This is a genomic window from Lentzea albidocapillata, assembly GCF_000719115.1.
GTDB lineage: Bacteria > Actinomycetota > Actinomycetes > Mycobacteriales > Pseudonocardiaceae > Lentzea > Lentzea albidocapillata.
Window position 1 is genome coordinate 1 of sequence record NZ_JOEA01000006.1, and the last position, 22,092, is coordinate 22,092.

A 22,092-nucleotide genomic window follows, 5' to 3' on the forward strand; every position below is an offset into this window, starting at 1 on the left:
GGAAACACCCGGTCCCATTCCGAACCCGGTAGTTAAGCCCTTCTGCGCCGATGGTACTGCACTGGTTACGGTGTGGGAGAGTAGGTCGCCGCCGAACTTTACTTCCCTGAAGGGGCTTGTGATCGCGGGGCACAATTACAGTGCTTTGCTCACAGGCCCCTTTCAGCGTGTCCATAGTAGGAGGATTTGGTGTCTAGGTTCGGGGATCGTCCCGGCGACCGTCAGCGTGGCCAGGGAGACCGACCGCGCCATTCCGACGGTGGCCGTCCATCAGGCGATCGCAAGTTCAGCAGCAACAGCAGCAACAACAACTCCCAGCGCGGTGAAGGCTCCGGCGACCGCACCAACAGCGGTGACCGTCGAGACAACCGCGCCGGCTCCAGTGACCGTGGTGGTTACCGCGGTTCCAGCGACCGTCCCGCTTACCGCAAGGACGACTCCGGCGACCGCGGTGGTTACCGCGGCCAGGGTTCAAGCGACCGTGGCAGCTCCAGCGGCTCCAGCGATCGTGGTGGCTACCGCAAGAGCGACTCGGGTGACCGGGGCGGCTATCGCGGTCAGGGTTCCAGCGAGCGCAGCGGTTTCCGCAGCGACCGCCCTGCCTTCCGTAAGGACGACTCAGGCGATCGCGGCGGTTCCCGCGGCGGCCAGGGTTCGAGCGACCGTGGCGGTTACCGCAAGAGCGAGTCGAGCGACCGTGGTGGCTACCGGGGCTCCAGTGACCGGCCCGGCTTCCGCAAGGACGACTCCGGCGACCGTGGCGGTTACCGCGGTTCCAGCGACCGTCCTGCCTACCGCAAGGACGACTCGGGCGACCGTGGTGGTTACCGCAAGAGTGAGTCCGGCGACCGTGGCGGCTTCCGCTCCGGTGAGCGCACTGGCTCGAGCGACCGTGGCGGCTTCCGCAAGAGCGACTCCGGCGACCGTGGCGGTTACCGAGGCCAGGGTTCCAGCGACCGTGGCGGCTTCCGCAAGGACGACTCGGGCGACCGTGGTGGTTACCGCAAGAGTGAGTCCGGCGACCGTGGCGGCTTCCGCTCCGGTGAGCGCAGCGGCTCGGGCGACCGCGGTGGGTTCCGCAAGAGCGAGTCGAGTGACCGTGGTGGCTACCGGGGCTCCAGTGACCGTCCCGGCTTCCGTAAGGACGACTCCGGCGATCGCGGTGGCTACCGCGGCCAGGGTTCCAGCGACCGTGGCGGCTTCCGTAAGAGCGAGTCGAGCGATCGTGGTGGTTACCGCGGTTCCAGCGACCGTTCGAGCGACCGTCCCGCGTACCGCAAGGACGACTCGGGCGATCGCGGTGGTTACCGCAAGAGCGAGTCCAGTGACCGTGGTGGTTACCGCGGTTCCAGCGACCGTTCGAGCGACCGTCCCGCTTACCGCAAGGACGACTCGGGCGACCGCGGTGGCTATCGCGGCGACCGTTCGAGCGACCGTGGCGGCTCCAGCGGCTCCAGCGACCGCGGTGGGTTCCGCAAGAGCGACTCCGGTGACCGGGGCGGCTCCCGCGGCCAGGGTTCGAGCGACCGTGGCGGTTACCGTAAGAGCGAGTCGAGTGACCGTGGTGGTTACCGCGGTTCCAGCGACCGTTCGAGCGACCGTTCCAGCGACCGCGGTGGTTACCGCAAGAGCGACTCGAACGACCGCGGTGGTTACCGCAAGAGCGAGTCGAGCGATCGCGGCGGCTACCGCAAGGACGACTCGAACAACCGCAAGGACGAGCGTTCCGCTCCGGTGCGCGACGACCGTCGTAAGGACGAGCGCAGCCGTGAGCGTGCGGCGCGGTTCCAGGATCGTCAGACCGACCCGGAGACCACCGGCCAGGACGGCACCGACGTCAAGGCCGCCGGCCAGGACGCGCCGGTCGCCGCCGAGGTGACCCCGGCCGCCGAGCGCGCCGGTTACCGCCTGGGCGACGGCGCCGCGGCCACGCGTGCCGCAGCCGGTCGTGAGACGGCAGCTGAGACCGTCGCCGAGGCCGAGGTCGCCGCTGAAGGCGACACGGACGAGGTGGCGAAGACCGAGACCGACGAGTCGCCTGCCGAGGGTGACGTCGTCGCGGCCGAGGTCAGCAGTGAGGCCGGCGGCGACGAGCCGCGCGACGAGGCGCCCGCGCCCCGTGGCGGACGGCCCCCGCTGCCGGACGAGGCCGACCTGTCGCTGCTCGACCCGGAGATCAAGCTCGAGCTGCGCAGCCTGCCCAAGGGCCTCGCGGAGATCATCGGCAAGCACCTGGCCGCGGCCGGGCTGCTCATCGACGAGGACCCCGAGCTGGCGCTGGAGCACGCGCGGTACGCGCGGAGCAAGGCTGCTCGTGTCGGTGTCGTGCGCGAGGCGGCCGGTCTGACGGCCTACTTCGCGGACGAGTGGGCCGAGGCTCTCAGCGAGCTGCGGGCCGCCCGCCGGATGATGACCGGCCCGGGCCACCTGGCGATCATGGCGGACTGCGAGCGGGCCCTGGGCCGGCCGGAGCGGGCCATCGACCTCGCCAAGGACCCGGCGGTCAAGGACCTCAGCCAGGAGGACGAGATCGAGCTGCGCATCGTCGCGGCCGCCGCTCGTCGTGACATGGGCCAGCTCGACGCCGCCGTCGTGGCGTTGCAGGGGCCCGACCTTGATCCGGGGCAGCGCAATCCCTACTCCGCGCGGCTCTTCTACGCTTACGCCGACAACCTGGCCGCGGCCGGTCGTATCGAGGAAGCCGTCAAATGGTTCCTCAACGCCGCCGAGGCTGACGACGAGGGGGAGACGGACGCCGCCGAGCGCGCGTTCGAGCTGACCCAGGAGGAGACCCCGGAGCAGTGAGCGAGACGTTGGTCGACAGGTACGACGCGTTGCTGATCGATCTCGACGGCACCGTCTACCGAGGATCCCAGGCCGTGCCGGGCGCAGCCGAAGCAATCGCTGCGGCCAGAAGCAAGGGCGTCGGGATCCGGTACGTCACCAACAACGCCTCCCGCTCACCGCAGATGGTCGCTGATCACCTCGTCGAGCTCGGGTTCGAGACGAGCATCGACGAGGTGAGCACCTCCTCGCAGGCGGGCGCGGCCATGCTGGCCGAACGCCTGCCGAAGCGATCCACTGTGCTCGTGCTCGGCACCAAGGCCCTGGAGGCCGAGGTGCTCAAGCGCGGACTCATCCCGACCGACACCGCCGACGGCGCGGTGGCGGTCCTGCAGGGGCTGTCCATGGACCTCGGCTGGCGTCAGCTGGCCGAGGCCGCGGTCGCCATCCGCGCCGGCGCGCTGTGGGTGGCGTGCAACGTCGACGCCACCCTGCCCACCGAACGCGGTCTGCTGCCCGGCAACGGCAGCCTCGTCGCGGCGCTGAAGACGGCGACCGGCCAGGAGCCGCTCGTCGCCGGCAAGCCCGCCACCCCGCTGCTGCAGCAGGCGGCGAAGGACCTCGGCGCGAACCGCCCGCTGGTGATCGGCGACCGCCTCGACACGGACATCCTGGGCGCCGTGAACGCCGGAATGGACTCCTTGCTCGTCCTCACGGGTGTATCCACCGAACAAGAGGCGCAAGCGCTTCCGGATGAGCAAAAGCCCACGTATGTCGGCGCGGACCTGTCGGTACTCCATCGGCTACCGTAAGACGAGTGAGCTACCCCCTGCCCGGACCGCCGCCCAACCCGGCTGACGCCATCGACGGCGCGCTGGAGCGGCTCGACGGGCTCGAGAACGTTCCCCTCGACGAGCATGTTGCCCGGTTCGACGCAGTGCATGCGACGCTCACCGACGCACTGTCGAGCATCGACAAGGTGTGATGCACAGTGCCTCGCAGGGTGCGGCTCGACGCCGAACTCGTGCGCAGGGGGCTTGCCCGGTCCCGTGAGCACGCCAGCCAACTCGTCGCGGACGGTCGCGTGAAGGTGCGCGGCACCGTCGCGACGAAGCCCGCGACCGCCGTCGAGACCTCCGACGCGGTCGTCGTCAAGGACATCGGCAACGACCCGAACTGGGCGTCGCGCGGCGCGCACAAGCTCATCGGCGCGCTCGAGGGCTTCAAGATCGACCCCACCGGCAAGCGTTGTCTCGACGCGGGCGCATCCACTGGCGGTTTCACCGACGTGCTGCTGCGCAAAGGCGCACGGCAGGTCGTCGCGGCCGACGTCGGCAGGGGTCTGCTCGACTGGAAGCTGCAGACCGACGACCGGGTCGTGGTGAAGGACAAGACCAACGTCCGCACCCTCACGCCCGAGGACATCGGCGGCAATGTTGAACTCGTGGTAGCCGATCTTTCGTTTATCTCGTTGAGGCTTGTGCTTCCCGCACTGGCCGCGTGCCTCGACGAGGAAGGCGACCTGCTGCCCATGGTCAAGCCGCAGTTCGAGGTGGGCAAGGAGCGCCTCGGCTCCGGTGGCGTCGTGCGCGACCCCGAACTCCGGGTCGAAGCCGTACTCGACGTGACCAGGGCGGCGACCGGACTGGGTCTGGCCGTGCACGGGGTCGTCGCGAGCCCGCTGCCCGGACCGTCCGGCAACGTCGAGTACTTCCTCTGGCTGCGCAAAGCGGATCCGCTCCCGGAAGGATCGGACGCTGTTGCACAGATGGTGCGCACCGCCGTCGAAGAAGGGCCCCAATGAGGGAAGTCCTGCTGGTCGTCCACACCGGGCACCAGAGCAACATCGATCTCGCCCGTCAGGTGGCCGGCCGGCTCGCGGTCGGGGGCGTCACGACGAGGGTGCTCGACGACGAGGCGCGTGACCTCGGCCCGTCGTGCTGCACCAAGGTCGTGCCCGCCGACGACCACGCGGCCGAGGGCACCGAACTGGTGCTGGTGCTGGGCGGTGACGGCACGCTGCTGCGCGGCGCCGAACTCGCCCGCCCGGCGCGGGTGCCGGTGCTGGGCGTCAACCTGGGCCGCGTCGGGTTCCTCGCGGAGGCCGACTCGGACGCGTTGCACGAGGCCGTCGGCCACGTGCTGGAGCGCGACTACTTCGTGGAAGAGCGCATGACGCTCGACCTCGTCGCGAAGGTCAACGGCGACGTGGTCGCGAAGACCTGGGCGCTCAACGAGATCACCGTCGAGAAGCTGATCCGCGAACGCATCCTCGACGTCGTGGTCGAGGTCGACGGCCGCCCGGTGTCGGCCTTCGGCTGCGACGGCGTGATCTGTGCGACGCCGACGGGCTCGACGGCCTACGCGTTCTCCGCGGGAGGTCCGGTCGTGTGGCCGGACGTGCAGGCGATCCTGGTGGTGCCGAGCAACGCGCACGCGCTGTTCTCGCGGCCGCTGGTCGTCTCGCCGAAGTCGCACGTGGCGTTCGAGATCGACCCGTCGGGCCACCCGGCGGCGCTGTCCGCGGACGGGCGGCGCACGTTCGAGCTGCCCGCGGGCGCGCGGATCGAGATCGTGGAAGGCGAGGTGCCTCTCAAGGTCGTGCGGCTGCGCCAGGCACCGTTCACGGACCGGCTGGTCGAGAAGTTCGCCCTGCCGGTGAAGGGATGGCGGGGACCATCGGCAGGCTGACAGCGCCGCTCGGTGCGTCGGCACTTGCCCGTTATGGTGCCCGCGAGGAAATGTCGGACTCGACAAGTAAGGTTCGCCCTGTGCTGGCCGAGATGCGCATCAATGGCCTTGGCGTGATCGACGAGGCCACCCTTGAACTAGACCCCGGATTCACCGTGGTGACCGGTGAGACGGGCGCGGGCAAGACCATGGTCGTGACCGGGTTGCACCTGCTCGGCGGTGGCCGGGCAGAGGCTTCGCGGGTGCGCACCGGGGCTGACAAAGCGGTGGTCGAAGGCCGCTTCCAGGCTCCGGCGGGCAGCCCTGCCGCGAAGGTGGCGGAGGAGGTCGGCGGCGAGGCCGACGAGGACGGGTCGCTGATCGCGATCCGCACCGTCGGCGCCGACGGCCGCTCGCGAGCCCACGTCGGTGGCCGCTCCGTGCCGGTCGGCGTCCTGTCCGAACTGGCCGAGCAGCTCATCGCCGTCCACGGGCAGAACGACCAGCTTCGGCTCATGCGGCCGACCGAGCAGCGCGGTGTGCTGGACCGCTTCGCCGGCGACGACGTGAGCTCGCCTTTGCGCGCCTACCAGGCCGTTCGCGAAGAGTGGCTGCGTGTCTCGGCGGAGCTGAAGGAACGCACCGAGCGCTCCCGCGAACTGGCCCGCGAGGCCGACCTGCTGCGGCACGGCCTGACCGAGATCGACGCCGTCGCCCCGAAGCTGGGCGAGGACGCCGAACTCCACGACGAGGCGCGGCGGCTCGCGGACGCCGACCAGCTCCGCGAGGCCGCCCAGGGCGCGCAGTTCGCGGTGTCCGGTTCGCTGGAGGGCGACCCGGACAACCCCGGTGCGCTCGGGCTGATCTCCGAAGCCGCCCGCAAGCTGTCGGCGTCGGAGGATCCGAAGCTGCGGGAGATGGAGCCGCGGCTGGTCGAGGCGGCGACGTTGCTGGCCGACGTCGGTGCCGAGATCTCCGGCTACCTGGACCATCTGGAGGCCGACCCCGGCCGGCTCGAGAGCGTGCTGCAGCGGCAGGCCGACCTCAAGGCGCTGACCCGCAAGTACGCCGCCGACGTCGACGGTGTGATCGCCTGGGCCGAGGACGCGCGCACCAGGCTGGGCGGGCTGGACACGTCCGAAGAGGCGTTGACCGGCCTGGCCGCCCGTCGCGACGAGCTGGCCGCGGAACTGGCGACGCTCGCCGGCCAGGTGACGGCCGCTCGCGTCGAGGCCGCTCTGGAGCTGGGCAAGGCCGTCACTGAGGAACTCGACGGGCTCGCCATGCCGCACGCCTCGGTCGAGCTGGCCGTCCGGCCCCGGCACGCCGAGGCGGGGGACGCGCAGGCGTTGTCCGTCGGACGCTCGATCCTGCACGCCGGCACGTCCGGCGTGGACGATGTCGAGCTGCGGCTGATCTCGCACCCCGGGGCGCCCGCCCTGCCGGTGCACAAGGGTGCTTCCGGCGGTGAGCTCTCCCGGGTGATGCTGGCGCTGGAAGTGGTGCTGTCGCACTCGGATCCGGTGCCGACACTGGTGTTCGACGAGGTCGACGCCGGTGTGGGCGGACGGGCCGCGGTCGAGGTCGGCCGCCGGCTGGCCCGGCTCGCCCGGTCGCACCAGGTGATCGTGGTGACGCACCTGCCGCAGGTGGCCGCGTTCGCCGATCGGCACCTCGTGGTGGACAAGTCCGCAGACGGGACGTTCACGCGGTCCGCGGTGCGGAGGCTGGACGAGACGCAGCGGGTCGTCGAACTCGCCCGGATGCTGGCCGGCATGGACTCGACCGACACCGGCCGGGCCCACGCCGAGGAGCTGCTGGCCGCGGCCAAGGCGGACAAGTCCGCTGCTCCCGTGGTCCGCCGGAAGAAGAAAAAGGCCTGACCGTCCCGGTCGCTTCTCCTCCCGCTGTTCCCGGCCGGGTTCGGCATGATGGGGGAGTGACGGGAACTTTGACCACGCGCCGGGTGCTCGGGGCGGTGCTGGTGGTCGTCGCGGCCGGACTGGCCGTGGCGGCCACGTTCCTGTCCGCGTACTCCGTGCAGGTCGTGGTCAGAGGTCAGACGTTGCGCTTCGAGGCCACCTCCTGGGTGGTCGAGCGGGACGACTTCCGTGAAGTGTTGTTGCTTGAACCCCTCGAGTTCGGGGAGCCCGCGGTGGGGGCCGCGCTCATCATGGCGCTGGCGGCCGTGCTGGCGTTCCGGATTCCGGCACTGCGGGTCGGGTCGCTGCTCGGGGCCGGGCTGCTGGCCGGGGTGGCGTGGGCCGCCGTCTCCCGGATCCAGGGGTTGCTGAAAGGGCTGGGAGAGATCGACTCACCCGTGCCCATCGAGGTGGAGCAGGGCGAAGGGGTCACCCTGCTGATCGTGGCAGCCGGGGTGGCCGTGGTGTCCGCCGTGCTGCATCAGGAGTTGCCTCGGGCGGACCAGGCGGAACCCGACGGTGACGGGGTGGTCGTCCACCAGATCGACGACGAGGCGGACGACACCGACACACCGCCGTACGGATATCCGGTGATCGTGGAGCCCAAGAGTGATTGATAGTCGCAAGACCGCATGGGTGCTGCTGGCGCTGGGGGCGGTGCTGTCGGTCGTGGCGTCGCTCCAGGACGTCTTCAGCACGGTCTACAAGGGATTCGGGTCCGACCTGACGGTCACCTGGACCCTGTGGGCCATCAGGTCGGCTCCGCAGGAGGGGGTCGCCGGTCAGTCCGCTCTCTTCGCCGCCGGGTGGCCGGTGGTGGTGTCGGCGGTCGTGATGGCCGTCGCCGTGGTGTTCGTGGTGCGCGAGCGGACCGCGTTCGTCGGGCGGCCGCTGGCCATGGGCGGGGCCGGGCTGCTGGCCGGGGTCGTGCTCCTCTACGTGGTTCAGGTCTGGGAACTGGAGCGGGGCATCAACGCACAGCCGCAGTCCGGTGCCGGCAAGGACGAGCTGCTCTACAACGGTGGCTTCTACCTGTTGATGGTCGCGGCCGTAGCCGCGCTCGTCGGTGCGGTGCTCGTCCAGCGGCGGAGTCCCGAGCCGGTGGCGGAGGACGACGACGAGGGGGAGGAAGTGGTCGTGCACCAGCTCGACAGCGACGACGACACTCCGCCCTTCGGCCTCGCCATTCCGCACGACGACGAGCAGCGGGAGGCTCGGTGATCGGCAGACCTACGGCGATCGCGTTGATCGCGGCGGGAGTGGTGCTGACCGCCACGGCGATGGTGTTGCCGTGGTACTCGACCGCCTACGCCGGCGGGGTCGAGGTCGTGGTCCGGGCGTGGGGGACGGAGATCCTCAACAAGCCCGGAGACTGGCCCGCGGGAGAGCTTTCGCCCTGGTACGGGGTGCCCGTCGTGGTCACCGCCGCGTTGCTCGTTGCCGGGGTCTGGATCAGCCGGGCGGCGCTGGCGGGAGCGGCCGGGCAGCTCGGCGCCGTGGGCGTGATCGGGGCGCTCGTGGTGTCCGAGCGCGGGCACGCGGTCGAGCAGCAGGGCGACTTCGCGGTCGGGTTCGGGCTGGTGTTCCTCGCGGTGGGGACACTGGTCGCGCTGGCCGGAGCCGTTGCGGTGCAACGGGAGGCGATGTGAGGAAGGTCGTGGGCGTCGTCCTGTTCGGACTTGCCGCCGCGGCCGCGGTCGCGGCCACGTTCCTGCCGTTCTCGGAACTGTTGATCAGCCTTGCCCCCGGGCAGCCGCAGACCGCGTACGTCACCACGGGGTGGAGCACGCGGTTCGGTGGCACGCAGGACGAGCACGGTCCGTTGTTCGCCATCCCGATCGTGGTGGCGGCCGCCGCCGTGCTGGCCGGGATGCGATGGCGAAAGGCCGCCTTTGCCGGAGCGGCCGCGCTCGCGGGCGTCACCGGAATGTTGTTCGTGTATTTGCTGAACGCGATCAGCTTTCACAAGGAGGGCAACATCGCCATCGATCCGGCGCTGGAAGCCGGGTTCGGCAACGGTATTTGGGTGCTCATAAGTGCAGTGGTTCTCGCGTTTGGAGCCGTAGTAGTTCACCCCGACGACTGACCAGCCGGAATTGTCCGGCGTGCCTCACCTGTCGCGTGCGCACCGTGAGCCACTATCGGCTCATGAAGCTTTCCGGGCTGCTGAGCCGCACCAACCACGAACTTCCCGGAGTCACCGGCGTCGCGCGGGTTGATCGGCGCGCGAGCGACCTGGTTCGGCGCGTCAGCGCCGGTGACATCGCGGTGATGGACCTGGTCGACATCGACCGGCGGACCGTCGAAGCGCTCGTCGCGGCCGAGGTCGTCGGCGTCGTGAACGCGTCACCGTCCATTTCCGGACGGTTTCCCAACCTCGGCCCGGAACTGCTGATCGAGGCCGGCATTCCGCTGATCGACAACGTCGGCGCGGTCGCGCTGCGGGAGATCAAGGAAGGCGTCAAGATCCGGCTGCACGAAGGTGTCGTGTACGCCGGGGAACGCGAGCTCGCCAAGGGGATCGAGCAGAACGCCGAAAGCATCGCCGACGCGATGATCGAGGCGAAGGCCGGCATGTCGGCGCAACTCGAGGCGTTCTCCGCGAACACCATCGAGTTCCTGCGCCGGGAACGCGCGCTCGTTCTCGACGGCGTCGGCGTACCCGAGGTGTACGTGCCGATGCGCGACCGGCAGGTGCTCGTCGTCGCCGGCGGGCCGTCGCACGCCGAGGAGCTGCGCAAGCTCCGCAAGTACATCCGCGAGTACCGGCCGGTGCTGATCGGCGTCGACTCGGGCGCGGACACGCTGATCGACGCCGGGCTCAAGCCGGACATCATCGTCGGCGACCCGGACGGCATCGGCACGGCGTCACTGCGCGCGGCCTCCGAGGTGGTCGTGCCCGCGCAGACCGACGGTCACGCGCCCGGCCTGCAGCGGATCCAGGACCTCGGCATCGGCGCGGTGACGTTCCCCGCGTCGGGCAACGCCGAGGATCTCGCGTTGCTGCTCGCCGAGGCGCACGGGGCGTCCCTGGTCGTCACGGTGGGGCTGCGCGCGACGCTGCGCGAGTTCCTCGACCGCGGGCACTCCGGTTCCAACCCCTCCACGTTCCTCACCCGGTTGAAGCTCGGCAGCAAGCTCGTCGACGGGGAGGCCGTCGCGACCCTGCACCGCAGCCGGGTCTCGCTGGGCGTGATCGTCCTGCTGGTGACCGCGGCGATCGTCGCCATGGCTGCGGCCCTCGCGGTGTCCGGTGTCGGTCACGTCTACGTCGACATCGTGGTCGACGGCTGGCAATCCGTCGTCAACTGGTTCAAGGGGTTCTTCTCGTGATCACGCTGCGCTACCACATAGTTTCGATCACCGCGGTGTTCCTCGCGCTGGCGGTCGGTGTCGTGCTGGGGTCGACCGCGATCAGCGGAAGGCTGCTCTCCGGGCTGAGCGACGAGAAGAACTCGTTGGCACAGCAGGTGAACGACCTGCAGAACGACCGCAACGCGTTGAACGCCAAGCTGACCGAGGCGGACAAGTTCGCCGCGTCCGTCGGCCCGCTCGCGGTCAAGGACCGCCTCGCCGAACGCACGGTCGTCATCGTCACGACGGCGGACGCCCGTCCGTCCGACCGGGACGCGCTGACCGGGCTGCTCAAGTCCGCGAGCGCCACCGTCACCGGCGAGATCCAGCTGACCGACGCGTTCACCGACCCGTCCCGCGGCGACCAGCTGCGCGATCTCGTGGCACGGCTGCAGCCCGCCGGCTCGCAGCTGCCCACGGCCGCGGACCCCGGCACACGCGCCGGTGGCCTGTTCGGAGCGCTGCTGCTGCTCAACCCGTCCAACAACCAGCCGCAGGCCACGGCCGACGAGACGGCGTCCGCGCTCGCCGGGCTGACCAACGCCGGGTTCGTGAAGGCCACCTCGGGGATGAAGCCTGCGCAGCTCGCGATCGTGCTGACCGGCGGTGCCGCGATCGGTGACTCGGCCGCGGACCGCGCCTCGACCGTCGCGCGCTTCGCCACCCAGCTCGACCGGGCCGGCGCGGGTGTCGTGCTGGCGGGCGCGAACGGTTCGGCGAACGGCACGGGTGCGATCGGCGTGGTCCGCGCGGACACCGCCGCGACGTCGATCCTGTCCACGGTGGACAACTCCGACACCCCGGCGGGCCAGGTCGTCGTGGTGATGGCGTTGAGCGAACAGCTGGAGGGCCGCTCCGGCCGTTACGGCGTCGCGGGCAACGCGGAGGCGTCCTCACCGGGGACGGCGGGCTAGTAGTCGGTCGTCCAGTCGCCCGGAAGGATCTTCAGCAGCTGCTCGAAGGCGTCCGGTGTGCGGGCGCGGGCCCACAGCCACTGGCGGTCGTCCTCGCGCACGACCAGGTCGTCCGCGACGAACCAGCGGGTGCCGGGACTGTGCAGCGGCAGCAGGGCGAAGTGGTCCTCGAGCAGGGAGACGTCCGCCTCGGATGTCTCCCTGTCCGCTGTTCCGGCCCCGTCGCGGAACAGCGACTCGGAGAGCACCATCTCCACGCACGCGAGCGAGAACCGCGGCAGCCAGGTGTCCCAGCGCTCCTCGGTCCTGTCGACGAGGTCGAGCTTGATCATCACCTCGGGGTCGTCGCCGTCCAGCGTCGTTCCCCAGGCCGCGACCCACTGGTTCTCGGCGCGGAACACCAGGACCTCGTCGTCCACGCGCAGTTCGGACGGCGTGAGCAGGCGGTCCTGGTTGCTGGTCAGGTCGGGGCGCTTGCCGAACAGCGACAGCGCCTCCTTCACCGCCTCGGGCAGCCGGACGAGCAGCTGTTCCTCGGCGGCGGCGAGATCGGCCCGGTTCCAGCCGTCCTGCGGTTCGATCGGCTCGGCCCACGCGGCCGCGAAACCCTCGATGAAACGCCACGCCCCTGAGCGTTCGCGCACGGCTCTTGCGGCTTCCCCTGCCACGTCGAAGGTCACGTGACAACTTTTCCTGATGCCGGCCCTTGCCGTGGGAGGTTCGGCAAAACCCCTCGCTGCGCCGATCGGGTGATGTGATCTGCCGGGTCGTGGTGCGCTGAGTGACCGGCGGCGTGTTAGCGTTATGGCCCGTGGATAGGGGGATTCGGCCCCCACGATTTTCACGGGAGCCCCGTTGGTGCAGCAGGCACGTACGACCAAGCACGTCTTCGTCACGGGAGGCGTCGCGTCCTCCCTGGGCAAGGGGCTCACCGCCTCCAGCCTCGGCCAGTTGCTCACCTCGCGCGGCCTGCGGGTGACGATGCAGAAACTCGACCCGTACCTGAACGTGGACCCCGGCACGATGAACCCGTTCCAGCACGGCGAGGTCTTCGTGACCGACGACGGCGCGGAGACGGACCTCGACATCGGCCACTACGAGCGGTTCCTCGCGCGGGATCTGAGCGGCGAGGCCAACGTCACCACCGGTCAGGTGTACTCCGAGGTCATCGCCAAGGAGCGGCGTGGTGAGTACCTGGGCGACACGGTCCAGGTCATCCCGCACATCACCGACGAGATCAAGCGCCGCATCCGGGCGATGGCCGAGCCGGACGCCGACGGCGTCAAGCCGGACGTGGTCATCACCGAGGTCGGCGGCACGGTCGGTGACATCGAGTCGCTGCCGTTCCTCGAGGCGTGCCGTCAGGTGCGTCACGACGTCGGCCGCGACAACGTCTTCTTCCTGCACGTCAGCCTGGTGCCGTACCTGGCGCCGAGCGGCGAGCTGAAGACCAAGCCGACGCAGCACTCCGTCGCGGCGCTGCGGAACATCGGCATCCAGCCCGACGCGATCGTGTGCCGCGCGGACCGGGAGATCCCGGACGCGCTCAAGCGCAAGATCGGCCTGATGTGCGACGTCGACACGGAGGCCGTCGTCGCGGCCGTGGACGCGCCCTCGATCTACGACATCCCGAAGGTGCTGCACTCCGAGGGCCTCGATGCCTACGTGGTGCGCCGCCTCGACCTGCCGTTCCGCGACGTCGACTGGACGGTGTGGGGCGACCTGCTGGAGCGGGTGCACAACCCGTCCGAGACGGTGAAGATCGCGCTCGTCGGCAAGTACGTCGACCTGCCGGACGCGTACCTCTCGGTCACCGAGGCGCTGCGTGCGGGCGGTTTCGCGCACCACGCCAAGGTCGAGATCAAGTGGGTGCCGTCGGACGAGTGTCAGACGCCCGAGGGCGCGGCACGGGCGTTGTCCGGCATGGACGCGGTACTGATCCCCGGCGGGTTCGGCGTGCGCGGCATCGAGGGCAAGCTCGGCGCGTTGAAGTACACCCGCACGCGCGGTGTGCCGACGCTCGGCCTGTGCCTCGGCCTGCAGTGCATGGTCATCGAGGCCGCGCGGAACCTCGCGGGCATCGAGGACGCGAACTCCAGCGAGTTCGAAGAGGGCGGCACGCCGGTCATCTCCACGATGGCCGACCAGCAGGACGTCGTGGCCGGTCAGCGCGACATGGGCGGCACGATGCGCCTCGGCGCGTACGTCGCGAAGCTCACGCCGGGGTCGGTCGTCGCTCAGGCGTACGGCGCGACCGAGGTGTCCGAGCGGCACCGCCACCGCTACGAGGTCAACAACACGTACCGGGGCAAGCTCACCGAGGCCGGCCTGGTGTTCTCCGGCCTGTCGCCGGACGGCCGCCTGGTCGAGTTCGTCGAGCTGCCGTCGGACGTGCACCCGTTCTACGCGGGCACGCAGGCGCACCCGGAGCTCAAGTCGCGTCCCACGAAGCCGCACCCGCTGTTCGCGGCGTTCGTGAAGGCCGCGATCGACTACCGCGTGGCCGACCGGCTGCCCCTGAAGGCCGGAGCTTCGAAGTGACATCTGATTTTGGGACGCGGCACGACTTCCGGACGGTCTCCAGCGAGGACCTGCACGTCGGACGCGTCGTCGCGCTGCGGATCGACGAGGTCGAGATGCCCGGTGGCGGCACGGCCAAGCGCGAGATCGTCGAGCACATGGGCGCCGTCGCGGTCGTGGCCGTGGACGACGCCGGTGAGGTCGTGCTGGTCCACCAGTACCGGCACGCGCTCGGGCGGCACCTCTGGGAGCTGCCTGCCGGGCTGCTCGACCACGACGGCGAGGAGCCGGTCATCGGCGCGCGCCGCGAGCTGGCCGAGGAGGTCGGGCTCGATGCGGCGCGCTGGGACACGCTGGTCGACACGGCCGCGTCCCCCGGCTTCACCGACGAGGTCGTGCGCGTGTACCTGGCGCGCGAACTGTCCGAAGTGGACCGTGAGGTGCAGGGCGAGGAGGAGGCGGATCTGGAGATCCACCGCTTCCCGCTCGACGAGGCCGTGCGCATGGTGCTGGCGGGGGAGATCGTGAACTCCTCGACCGTGGCCGGGCTGCTCGCGGCGCACGAGGTGCTGGCGGGGCGGGCGCAGACGCGTCCGGCCGACGCGCCGTTCCGCGACAAGCCGACCCGGTTCGCCGCGCGCAAGAAGTAAGTTGGACTCATGCAGACGTTGAAGGGTGCCTTCGCACGGGTGAAGGCACCCTTCGGCGTTCTCGCACTGGGTGGCGCGGGCGCGGTGCTGCTGCTGTTCGTCGATCCGAACAAGCCGGGCAACCTGCTGCCGAAATGCCCGATCAACTGGCTGACGGGGCTGAACTGCCCTGCGTGTGGTGCCACGCGCATGGTGCACGCGTTGCTGCACGGGGATGTCGTCGGCGCGTTCCACTTCAACGCCGTGTTGCTCGCGTTGGGCGTGCCTCTGGCCGTGTGGCTGTTCGCGCGCTGGACTCGCGACCGGTGGAATGGCGAACGGCGATCCGTGCCGAAGTCGGTCGGTGTCGCCGTTCTCGTCGTTGCCGCCGTGTGGGGCGTGGGTAGAAATCTCGCGGGGGTTTAGTCCCTGAGCTTGCGGCCCTGAGCGTCCGTGCCGCCGTTGACCAGGATGATGATTCCGTCGATCAGCGCCCAGATGCCGCAGCCACCGCAGGTCAGCAGCTGGGCGACGGCGATGCCGGTGTGACCGGTGTAGAAGCGGCCGATGCCCAGGTTGCCCAGGAACAGCTGCAGCACGCCGGCGGCGACCTTCGACTTGTCCGACAGCGGCACGCCGGTGATCGGGTCGTAGCCGTACGGGGCGCCGGGACTGCCGTAGCCGGGCGGGAGCATTCCGGGCGGAGGCATGCCGGGCGGGGGCGGCGGAACCGCGTACTGCGGCTGGGGCCCGGTGGGCGGCGGGTAGTACGGCTGAGTGGGCTGAGGCGCGTAACCGGGCGGGGCCGGGGGCACGGCGAACGGCACCGACGGCGGCGCGAGGAACGGCGGATGGGGCTGCGGCAGGTCGCGGAACAGCTCCGCGAGCTCGGCGTAGCTCTGCGCGCCGGACGCGCGGTTCACGCGTTCCTGGTATTCACCGATGTCGAGCCGCGCCATCGCGAAGTGGTCGTTGAGCGCGGTGATCGCCTCTTCGCGCTGCTGGTTGCCGATGCGTTGCTGCTCAGGCCCGAATGCTTCTGACACGGCACGCACGGTATCCGATGCAACAGATCGATATCGGGAATACGCTGCGACGATGCTGGTCGGTGTCCCAAAGGAGATCAAGAACCACGAGTACCGCGTCGCGATCACACCCGCCGGAGTCGTCGAGCTGGTGCGCCGCGGCCACGAGGTCGTCGTCGAACGCGACGCCGGCGCGGGTTCGTCGTTCCCCGACCACGAGTACGTGGCGGCGGGCGCGCGGATCGCGTCGTCGGCCGACGACGTGTGGGGGTCGGCGGACCTGGTTCTCAAGGTCAAGGAACCGATCGAGCCCGAGTACCACCGCATGCGCCGCGACCAGGTGCTGTTCACCTACCTGCACCTCGCGGCTTCGCCGTCGTGCACCGCGGCGATCGCGGCCTCCGGCATCACGGCCATCGCCTATGAGACCGTGCAGCTGCCCGACGGGTCGTTGCCGTTGCTGGCGCCGATGAGCGAGATCGCCGGGCGGATGGCCGCCCAGGTCGGCGCGCACTGCCTGGAACGAGCCCAGGGCGGGCGCGGGGTGTTGCTCGGCGGGGCGCCCGGAGTGGCGGCGGGCAAGGTCGCGGTGATCGGCGCGGGAGTGGCGGGGATGAACGCGGCGACGATGGCCGTGGGTATGCAGGCCGAGGTCGTCGTGCTGGACAACAACGTCAACCGGTTGCGGCAGATCGACTTCACCTACCGCGGGCACCTGCAGACGATCGCCTCGAACGTCTACGAGGTCGAGAAGGCCTGCCAGTGGGCGGATCTGGTGGTCGGCGCGGTGCTGGTGCCGGGTGCGAAGGCGCCGAAGCTCGTCAGCAACGACCTGGTGTCGCGGATGCGGACCGGCAGTGTGCTGGTGGACATCGCGGTCGATCAGGGCGGGTGTTTCGAGGACACGCGGCCGACCACGCACGACGCGCCGACGTACCGCGTGCACGACTCCGTGTTCTACTGCGTCGCGAACATGCCCGGTGCCGTGCCGAACACGTCGACGTACGCGCTCACGAACGTGACGCTGCCGTACGTCATCGCGTTGGCGGACAAGGGTTTCGATCGTGCTGTCGCGGATGACCCGGCGCTCGCCAAGGGTGTCAACGCGCGTGCTGGAGAGATCGTGCTGGAAGGGCTGGAGTGATTGCCGAGCTGGTGGCGACCTATCTCGACCACCTCGCCGTGGAACGCGGCACCGCCCGCAACACGCTCGACTCCTACACGCGCGACCTGCGCCGCTACACCGAGCACCTGGAGTCCATAGGTGTCACGGATTTGGGCGCGGTCACGGAACTGCAGGTGAGTGAGTTCCTGGCCGTGCTGCGCGAAAGCGGGCTCGCGGCGTCGTCTGCCGCACGGACGTTGGTCGCCGTGCGCGGATTGCACCGCTTCGCGCACCGTGAAGGCGTTGTGCCGCATGACGCCGCACGGGCTGTGCATCCGCCGTCGCCGCCGAAGAGGCTGCCGAAAGCTTTACCGATCAATGAGGTTCTCACCCTCCTGGAAACTGTGGGAAACCTCAGGGACAAAGCGCTGCTGGAGCTGCTGTACTCGACGGGAGCGCGAATCTCCGAGGTCGTCGGGCTGGACGTGGACGACATCGACGCTTCCGAGCGCACGGTGCTGCTGGACGGGAAGGGAGGGAAACAACGGCTGGTCCCGGTCGGGCGGCCGGCGTTGGCGGCGGTCGACGCCTACCTGGTGCGAGCACGTCCCGCGTTGGCGGCCAAAGGACGTGGTACGCCTGCATTGTTCCTGAATACACGTGGCGGAAGGCTGTCGCGGCAGAGCGCGTGGACGGTTCTGAAGACCGCGGCGGAGCAGGCTGGAATCACCGCGGTGGTCTCCCCCCACACGTTGCGACATTCGTTCGCCACCCATCTGCTCGAAGGGGGTGCCGACGTTCGGGTGGTGCAGGAACTTCTCGGGCATGCATCCGTTACGACCACTCAGGTGTACACACTGGTAACCGTTACGACTTTGAGGGAGGTCTACGCAACTGCACACCCTCGGGCCACTGGAACATGAGGCTTCCACGGGTACGGTGGGCAGGTGCCGAACTTGGACGAGCCGTCCCCACAGGCCATCGATCTAGCCGCCGTGCTGCACGCGCTGAGTGACCCGACAAGGCTCGCGGTCGTGCGCCAGATCCAGTCGAGCGGCGAGAGGCTGTGCGGGGCTTTCGAAGTTGACGTAGCGAAGTCGACCCTGTCCCAGCACCTGCGCGTGTTGCGCGAAGCGGGTATCACCCGAACACGCTGCCGCGGCAACCAGCGCTGGGTGTCATTGCGTCGCGATGACCTGGATCTTCTCTTCCCCGGCCTGCTGGACGTGGTGCTGTCCGCCGCGGACAGGCGAACACGAACGGATGTCGCGGTCTAACTCAGTCTTGACAAACACCGGCGAGGCGCGTTGCTGCTCGCACGGGTGCGGCCTAGGCTGCGCCCGGAGAGACGACTACGACCAGATGAGGGAACGCCAGCCATGTCGACACCGGAGCACGCTTTCGCGCCCCGTGCCGATCTGAACATGGCCCCGCACGCTGCGCCGGTGGACGACGTCGCTCACGAGCAGGTCGACGGGATCGGTCCGACAGGCCGCACGCGCCGCATCATCCCGGATCCGCCGCAGTTGCTGCACCACGGCCCGGCGAAGATCCTGGCCGTCTGCAACCAGAAGGGTGGCGTCGGCAAGACGACGACGACCATCAACCTGGGCGCGGCGCTGGCCGAGTACGGCCGCCGGGTGCTGCTCGTCGACTTCGACCCGCAGGGCGCGCTCTCCGTGGGCCTCGGCGTGCACCCGCACCAGCTGGAAACCACGATCTACAACGTCATCATGGAGAACGACACCGCCGTTCCCGACGTGATCCGCAAGACCATGGTCGACGACATGGACCTGCTGCCGAGCAACATCGACCTGTCGGCGGCCGAGATCCAGCTCGTGTCGGAGGTGGGCCGCGAGCACACGCTCGTGCGCACCCTTCGTCCCGTGATCGACTACTACGACTACGTGCTGGTCGACTGCCAGCCTTCGCTCGGCCTGCTCACGGTGAACGCCCTCGCGGCCGCGGACGGTGTGCTGATCCCGCTGGAGTGCGAGTTCTTCTCGCTGCGCGGGGTGGCGCTGCTCATCGACACCATCGAGAAGGTCAAGGAACGGTTGAACCCCAAGCTCAACATCACCGGCATCCTCGCCACGATGTACGACCCGCGCACGCTGCACTCGCGTGAGGTCATGGCCCGCGTCGTGGAGGCGTTCGGCGAGATCGTGTTCGACGCGGTCATCAACCGCACGGTGCGCTTCCCGGAGACCACCGTGGCCGGCGAGCCGATCACCCGCTGGGCACCGCGGTCCGCAGGTGCCAACGCGTACCGCGCGCTGGCTCGCGAGGTGATCGCCCGGTGAACCGTCGCCCAACGCTTCCCGGGGCCGCGGAACTGTTCAGGCTGACCGCTGCCGCGCCCTCCACCGAGGTCTCCTCCTCCGAGGACGCTCCGCAGCAACGCCGGGGTTCCGGCCGCACCAAGCACACCACGAAGATCACGGTCTACGTGTCCGACGAGGAGCTGCTCGCCCTGGAACAGGCGCGGCTCGTGCTGCGCGGTTCGCACTCGCTGGGCGTCGACCGCGGCCGCGTGGTGCGCGAGGCGGTCGCCATCGTGCTGGACGACCTCGAAACGCACGGTGACGCGTCGTTGCTGGTACGCAGGTTGCGCGAGCAGTGACAGAGCAAACCCCTGCTGACACTCCGGTTGACGACGGCAAGTTCAGGGTCCGGCTCACGAACTTCGAGGGTCCGTTCGACCTGCTGCTGCAGCTGATCTCCCAGCACACGCTCGACGTGACCGAGGTGGCGCTGCACACGGTCACCGACGACTTCATCGCGCACCTGCGCGGCATGGGCGACAAGTGGGACCTCGACGAGACCACCGAGTTCCTGGTCATCGCGGCGACCCTGCTGGACCTGAAGGCCGCCCGGCTGCTGCCCACCGGCGACGTCGAGGACGAGGACGACCTGGCGCTCCTGGAGGCGCGCGACCTGCTGTTCGCCCGCCTTCTGCAGTACCGCGCCTACAAGCAGGTCGCCGCCCTGTTCGCGGAACTGGAGCAGGGCGCGTTCCGGCGCTACCCCCGCTCGGTGTCGCTGGAACCGCGCTTCGAGGGCCTGCTGCCCGAGGTGATGCTCGGCGTCACGCCCGACAAGTTCGCCCTGATCGCGGCCGCCGCCTTCCGCCCGAAGCAGAAGCGCACGCTGTCGGTCGACCACATCCACCAGCACCGCGTGTCGATCCGCGACACCGCCGACATCCTGCGCGCGATGCTGATCGAGAAGGGCACCGCGTCGTTCTCGGAGATCGTCGCCGAGTGCACCGAGACCATGGAGGTCGTGGCACGGTTCCTGGCACTGCTGGAGCTGTACCGCGAGAAGTCGCTGGCCTTCGATCAGGAGGACCCGCTCGGTCCGCTGCAGGTGACGTGGGTCGGCGGGACGTTGGAGGACGCGCAGGCGCAGGTGCACGCCGGCGACGAGGATGAGGACTACGGCTGATGAGTGAGCCACTGGTCGGGCCGGACGCGGCGGAGATCGAGAAGCCGGGGCCGGCCTTCGACGGCGGCGAGCCGCAGGAGCCCGACGCCGCGCTGGACGACGCCGCTCCCCCCGCCGTCGTGCTGGAGGAGCCCGAGGTCGCGGAGCCCGAGGTCGCGGAGCCGGAACCCGACCCGGCCGACACCGAGGACGCCGCCACCCTCGAGGCCCAACTCCTCGCCGCGGCCCCGGAAGAGGCGATCGAGGACAGCGGCCTGCCCGACCTCACCGACGACGCCACCTTCGAGGCGGCACTGGAGTCCGTCCTCCTGGTCGTCGACAGCCCGATCGGCGAAGATGCCCTCAGCAGTGCTCTGGAGCAGCCGGTTAAGCGAATCAAGCAGGCACTCCGTAGACTCTCCAACCGGTACACCGAGTCCGGCAGCGGCATCGACCTGCGCAGGGCGGGGGACGGCTGGCGGTTCTACACGCGAGACCGCTTCGCCCCGTTCGTGGAGAAGCTGTTGCTCGACGGCCAGCGCGCGAAACTGACCCGCGCTGCCCTGGAGACGCTTGCGGTGATCGCCTACCGGCAGCCCGTGACGAGGGCCCGGATCGCGGCGGTTCGAGGCGTCAACGTGGACGGTGTGATCCGGACCCTGGTCGCACGGGGGCTCATCGAGGAGACGGGCACCGACAGCGACACAGGTGGGATCCTGTACCGCACGACCGAACTGTTCCTGGAGCGGTTGGGGCTGTCGTCACTTGCCGACTTGCCGCCAATCGCCCCGCTGCTGCCCGAAGTGGATGCGATCGACGATGTCTGAGAACGAGGGCGTGCGCCTGCAGAAGGTGCTCGCGCAGGCGGGGGTCGCCTCGCGCCGCGCTTCCGAAGAACTGATCGAGCAGGGGCGGGTGCAGGTCGACGGCAAGGTCGTCACCGAGCAGGGGCGGCGGATCAACCCCGAGACCGCGGTCGTGCACGTCGACGGACTGCGGGTGCAGATCCGCGAGGACGTCGTCACGATCGCGCTCAACAAGCCGTACGGGATGCTCTCCACGATGGAGGACGACCTGGGCCGGCCGTGCGTGGGCGACCTGGTGCGCAGCCGCAAGGAGCGACTGTTCCACGTCGGGCGTCTCGACGCCGAGACCGAGGGGCTGCTGCTCCTCACGAACGACGGCGAGCTCGCGCACCGGTTGATGCACCCGAGCTACAACGTCAAGAAGACCTATCTCGCCGAGGTCCCCGGACCTCTCGAGAAGGGCCTCAACAAGAAGCTCAAAGAGGGCATCGAGCTCGAGGACGGGCTGGCCAAGGTCGACTCCTTCAAGCTCATCAGCTCCGTGCCTGGCAAGGCGCTGGTCGAGATCGTGCTGCACGAAGGCCGCAAGCACATCGTCCGCCGCCTCATGGAGACCGCCGGATTCCCGGTGCAGTCGCTGGTCCGCGTCGCTGTCGGCGGTGTTTCCCTCGGAAACCAGCGTCCCGGTTCGATGCGGGTGCTCAACCGGCAGGAAGTCGGCGGGCTGTACAAGCTCGTCGGTCTCTGACGAGAACCTGACCCGCTGAGTTCTGAGCCGTGGGTGGCGCGTGCGCGGGCCACCCACGGCCACTCCGGCGCCGGTTCGGGGCGCGAGCACCGGGTCTTCCCCGAGTTGTGTCTGCCTCGACGTTAGGGCGAACGGGTTGTTCACGGTCATGTGTTCGCCGCTGAACAAAGTTCTCTGAACAATGACGGG

General features: G+C 69.6%; 25 protein-coding genes and 1 rRNA gene. 24 read left to right on the top strand and 2 right to left on the bottom strand.

The features are described from left to right. The 13 genes from rrf to IG04_RS0109590 all read left to right on the top strand — a co-directional run. A 5S ribosomal RNA gene (rrf, locus tag IG04_RS43840) occupies nucleotides 1-97 on the top strand; the annotation flags it as partial. A gap of 92 nt (nucleotides 98-189) precedes the next feature. Then, nucleotides 190-2,805, top strand: coding sequence for a hypothetical protein (locus IG04_RS48040; protein WP_157512895.1), 2,616 nt, complete (start codon nucleotides 190-192; stop codon nucleotides 2,803-2,805). Next, on the top strand, nucleotides 2,802-3,596 hold the full coding sequence (locus IG04_RS0109540; protein ID WP_030476202.1) for an HAD-IIA family hydrolase: 795 nt from the start codon (nucleotides 2,802-2,804) through the stop codon (nucleotides 3,594-3,596). Before IG04_RS48040 ends, IG04_RS0109540 begins: the two co-directional genes overlap by 4 nt. A gap of 5 nt (nucleotides 3,597-3,601) precedes the next feature. After that, on the top strand, nucleotides 3,602-3,769 hold the full coding sequence (locus IG04_RS47130; RefSeq protein WP_169745989.1) for a hypothetical protein: 168 nt from the start codon (nucleotides 3,602-3,604) through the stop codon (nucleotides 3,767-3,769). Nucleotides 3,770-3,775: 6 nt separating this feature from the next. After that, a complete protein-coding gene (locus IG04_RS0109550) occupies nucleotides 3,776-4,588 on the top strand; it encodes a TlyA family RNA methyltransferase (RefSeq protein WP_030476203.1) in 813 nt (270 codons plus the stop codon). Then, nucleotides 4,585-5,475 carry an NAD kinase gene (locus IG04_RS0109555; RefSeq protein ID WP_030476204.1) on the top strand — a complete coding sequence of 297 codons (891 nt, stop codon included), beginning with the start codon at nucleotides 4,585-4,587 and terminating at the stop codon, nucleotides 5,473-5,475. The genes IG04_RS0109550 and IG04_RS0109555 overlap by 4 nt, the downstream gene beginning before the upstream one ends. A gap of 80 nt (nucleotides 5,476-5,555) precedes the next feature. Next, nucleotides 5,556-7,337, top strand: coding sequence for a DNA repair protein RecN (gene recN, locus IG04_RS0109560; RefSeq protein WP_036014234.1), 1,782 nt, complete (start codon nucleotides 5,556-5,558; stop codon nucleotides 7,335-7,337). A 56-nt stretch (nucleotides 7,338-7,393) separates the two neighbouring features. Continuing rightward, the gene (locus IG04_RS0109565) at nucleotides 7,394-7,993 is read left to right on the top strand and encodes a hypothetical protein (RefSeq protein ID WP_144065508.1); all 600 of its coding nucleotides are present in this window, start codon (nucleotides 7,394-7,396) and stop codon (nucleotides 7,991-7,993) included. Then, nucleotides 7,986-8,597, top strand: a complete 612-nt coding sequence (locus IG04_RS0109570; RefSeq protein WP_144065509.1) for a hypothetical protein — start codon at nucleotides 7,986-7,988, stop codon at nucleotides 8,595-8,597. Before IG04_RS0109565 ends, IG04_RS0109570 begins: the two co-directional genes overlap by 8 nt. Beyond that, the gene (locus tag IG04_RS0109575; protein WP_030476208.1) at nucleotides 8,594-9,025 is read left to right on the top strand and encodes a hypothetical protein; all 432 of its coding nucleotides are present in this window, start codon (nucleotides 8,594-8,596) and stop codon (nucleotides 9,023-9,025) included. The genes IG04_RS0109570 and IG04_RS0109575 overlap by 4 nt, the downstream gene beginning before the upstream one ends. Then, entirely contained in the window at nucleotides 9,022-9,462 is a 441-nt protein-coding gene (locus tag IG04_RS0109580; RefSeq protein WP_084401790.1) for a hypothetical protein, read from the top strand. The genes IG04_RS0109575 and IG04_RS0109580 overlap by 4 nt, the downstream gene beginning before the upstream one ends. Nucleotides 9,463-9,524: 62 nt before the next feature. Beyond that, entirely contained in the window at nucleotides 9,525-10,709 is a 1,185-nt protein-coding gene (steA, locus tag IG04_RS0109585; RefSeq protein ID WP_030476210.1) for a putative cytokinetic ring protein SteA, read from the top strand. Further along, on the top strand, nucleotides 10,706-11,644 hold the full coding sequence (locus IG04_RS0109590; protein ID WP_030476211.1) for a copper transporter: 939 nt from the start codon (nucleotides 10,706-10,708) through the stop codon (nucleotides 11,642-11,644). The genes steA and IG04_RS0109590 overlap by 4 nt, the downstream gene beginning before the upstream one ends. Here the strand turns inward: IG04_RS0109590 and IG04_RS0109595 are convergent. Continuing rightward, the gene (locus tag IG04_RS0109595; protein WP_030476212.1) at nucleotides 11,641-12,324 is read right to left on the bottom strand and encodes a hypothetical protein; all 684 of its coding nucleotides are present in this window, start codon (nucleotides 12,322-12,324) and stop codon (nucleotides 11,641-11,643) included. The genes IG04_RS0109590 and IG04_RS0109595 overlap by 4 nt on opposite strands. A 178-nt stretch (nucleotides 12,325-12,502) precedes the next feature. Between IG04_RS0109595 and IG04_RS0109600 the strand changes: the two genes are divergently transcribed. The 3 genes from IG04_RS0109600 to IG04_RS0109610 are packed head-to-tail and all read left to right on the top strand — an operon-like array spanning nucleotide 12,503 to nucleotide 15,219. Next, nucleotides 12,503-14,185 carry a CTP synthase gene (locus IG04_RS0109600; protein ID WP_030476213.1) on the top strand — a complete coding sequence of 561 codons (1,683 nt, stop codon included), beginning with the start codon at nucleotides 12,503-12,505 and terminating at the stop codon, nucleotides 14,183-14,185. Next, nucleotides 14,182-14,814 carry an NUDIX domain-containing protein gene (locus tag IG04_RS0109605; protein WP_030476214.1) on the top strand — a complete coding sequence of 211 codons (633 nt, stop codon included), beginning with the start codon at nucleotides 14,182-14,184 and terminating at the stop codon, nucleotides 14,812-14,814. Before IG04_RS0109600 ends, IG04_RS0109605 begins: the two co-directional genes overlap by 4 nt. Nucleotides 14,815-14,823: 9 nt before the next feature. After that, entirely contained in the window at nucleotides 14,824-15,219 is a 396-nt protein-coding gene (locus IG04_RS0109610; protein WP_030476215.1) for a DUF2752 domain-containing protein, read from the top strand. Here IG04_RS0109610 and IG04_RS0109615 read toward each other — a convergent pair. Continuing rightward, nucleotides 15,216-15,839, bottom strand: coding sequence for an NINE protein (locus tag IG04_RS0109615; RefSeq protein WP_030476216.1), 624 nt, complete (start codon nucleotides 15,837-15,839; stop codon nucleotides 15,216-15,218). The genes IG04_RS0109610 and IG04_RS0109615 overlap by 4 nt on opposite strands. Before the next feature lie 52 nt (nucleotides 15,840-15,891). Between IG04_RS0109615 and ald the strand changes: the two genes are divergently transcribed. The 8 genes from ald (at nucleotide 15,892) to IG04_RS0109655 (ending at nucleotide 21,903) form a co-directional block, all read left to right on the top strand. Beyond that, on the top strand, nucleotides 15,892-16,962 hold the full coding sequence (gene ald / locus IG04_RS0109620; protein WP_051769409.1) for an alanine dehydrogenase: 1,071 nt from the start codon (nucleotides 15,892-15,894) through the stop codon (nucleotides 16,960-16,962). 8 nt (nucleotides 16,963-16,970) lie between these two features. Continuing rightward, nucleotides 16,971-17,846 carry a site-specific tyrosine recombinase XerD gene (xerD, locus tag IG04_RS0109625; RefSeq protein ID WP_211257730.1) on the top strand — a complete coding sequence of 292 codons (876 nt, stop codon included), beginning with the start codon at nucleotides 16,971-16,973 and terminating at the stop codon, nucleotides 17,844-17,846. Nucleotides 17,847-17,870: 24 nt separating this feature from the next. After that, nucleotides 17,871-18,200 carry an ArsR/SmtB family transcription factor gene (locus IG04_RS0109630; protein ID WP_036014240.1) on the top strand — a complete coding sequence of 110 codons (330 nt, stop codon included), beginning with the start codon at nucleotides 17,871-17,873 and terminating at the stop codon, nucleotides 18,198-18,200. A gap of 147 nt (nucleotides 18,201-18,347) precedes the next feature. Further along, nucleotides 18,348-19,226 (top strand): ParA family protein, encoded by an 879-nt coding sequence (locus tag IG04_RS0109635; RefSeq protein ID WP_245816457.1) that lies wholly within the window; start codon nucleotides 18,348-18,350, stop codon nucleotides 19,224-19,226. Then, a complete protein-coding gene (locus IG04_RS0109640) occupies nucleotides 19,223-19,546 on the top strand; it encodes a hypothetical protein (RefSeq protein ID WP_030476221.1) in 324 nt (107 codons plus the stop codon). Before IG04_RS0109635 ends, IG04_RS0109640 begins: the two co-directional genes overlap by 4 nt. Next, entirely contained in the window at nucleotides 19,543-20,370 is an 828-nt protein-coding gene (locus IG04_RS0109645) for a segregation and condensation protein A (RefSeq protein WP_030476222.1), read from the top strand. Before IG04_RS0109640 ends, IG04_RS0109645 begins: the two co-directional genes overlap by 4 nt. Next, on the top strand, nucleotides 20,370-21,176 hold the full coding sequence (scpB, locus tag IG04_RS0109650; RefSeq protein WP_084401792.1) for an SMC-Scp complex subunit ScpB: 807 nt from the start codon (nucleotides 20,370-20,372) through the stop codon (nucleotides 21,174-21,176). The genes IG04_RS0109645 and scpB overlap by 1 nt, the downstream gene beginning before the upstream one ends. Then, complete coding sequence (locus IG04_RS0109655; RefSeq protein WP_030476224.1) at nucleotides 21,169-21,903, top strand: pseudouridine synthase; 735 nt, start codon at nucleotides 21,169-21,171, stop codon at nucleotides 21,901-21,903. Before scpB ends, IG04_RS0109655 begins: the two co-directional genes overlap by 8 nt. Nucleotides 21,904-22,092 lie beyond the last annotated feature (189 nt).

What these genes read in the sequence shown, in the direction of transcription:
- IG04_RS0109555 (WP_030476204.1), top strand. Translation starts at nt 4,585, where the DNA reads ATGAGGGAAGTCCTGCTGGTCGTCCACACCGGGCACCAGAGCAACATC.
- steA (WP_030476210.1), top strand. Translation starts at nt 9,525, where the DNA reads ATGAAGCTTTCCGGGCTGCTGAGCCGCACCAACCACGAACTTCCCGGA.
- IG04_RS0109610 (WP_030476215.1), top strand. Translation starts at nt 14,824, where the DNA reads ATGCAGACGTTGAAGGGTGCCTTCGCACGGGTGAAGGCACCCTTCGGC.
- ald (WP_051769409.1), top strand. Translation starts at nt 15,892, where the DNA reads ATGCTGGTCGGTGTCCCAAAGGAGATCAAGAACCACGAGTACCGCGTC.
- IG04_RS0109635 (WP_245816457.1), top strand. Translation starts at nt 18,348, where the DNA reads ATGGCCCCGCACGCTGCGCCGGTGGACGACGTCGCTCACGAGCAGGTC.
- scpB (WP_084401792.1), top strand. Translation starts at nt 20,370, where the DNA reads ATGAGTGAGCCACTGGTCGGGCCGGACGCGGCGGAGATCGAGAAGCCG.
- IG04_RS0109655 (WP_030476224.1), top strand. Translation starts at nt 21,169, where the DNA reads ATGTCTGAGAACGAGGGCGTGCGCCTGCAGAAGGTGCTCGCGCAGGCG.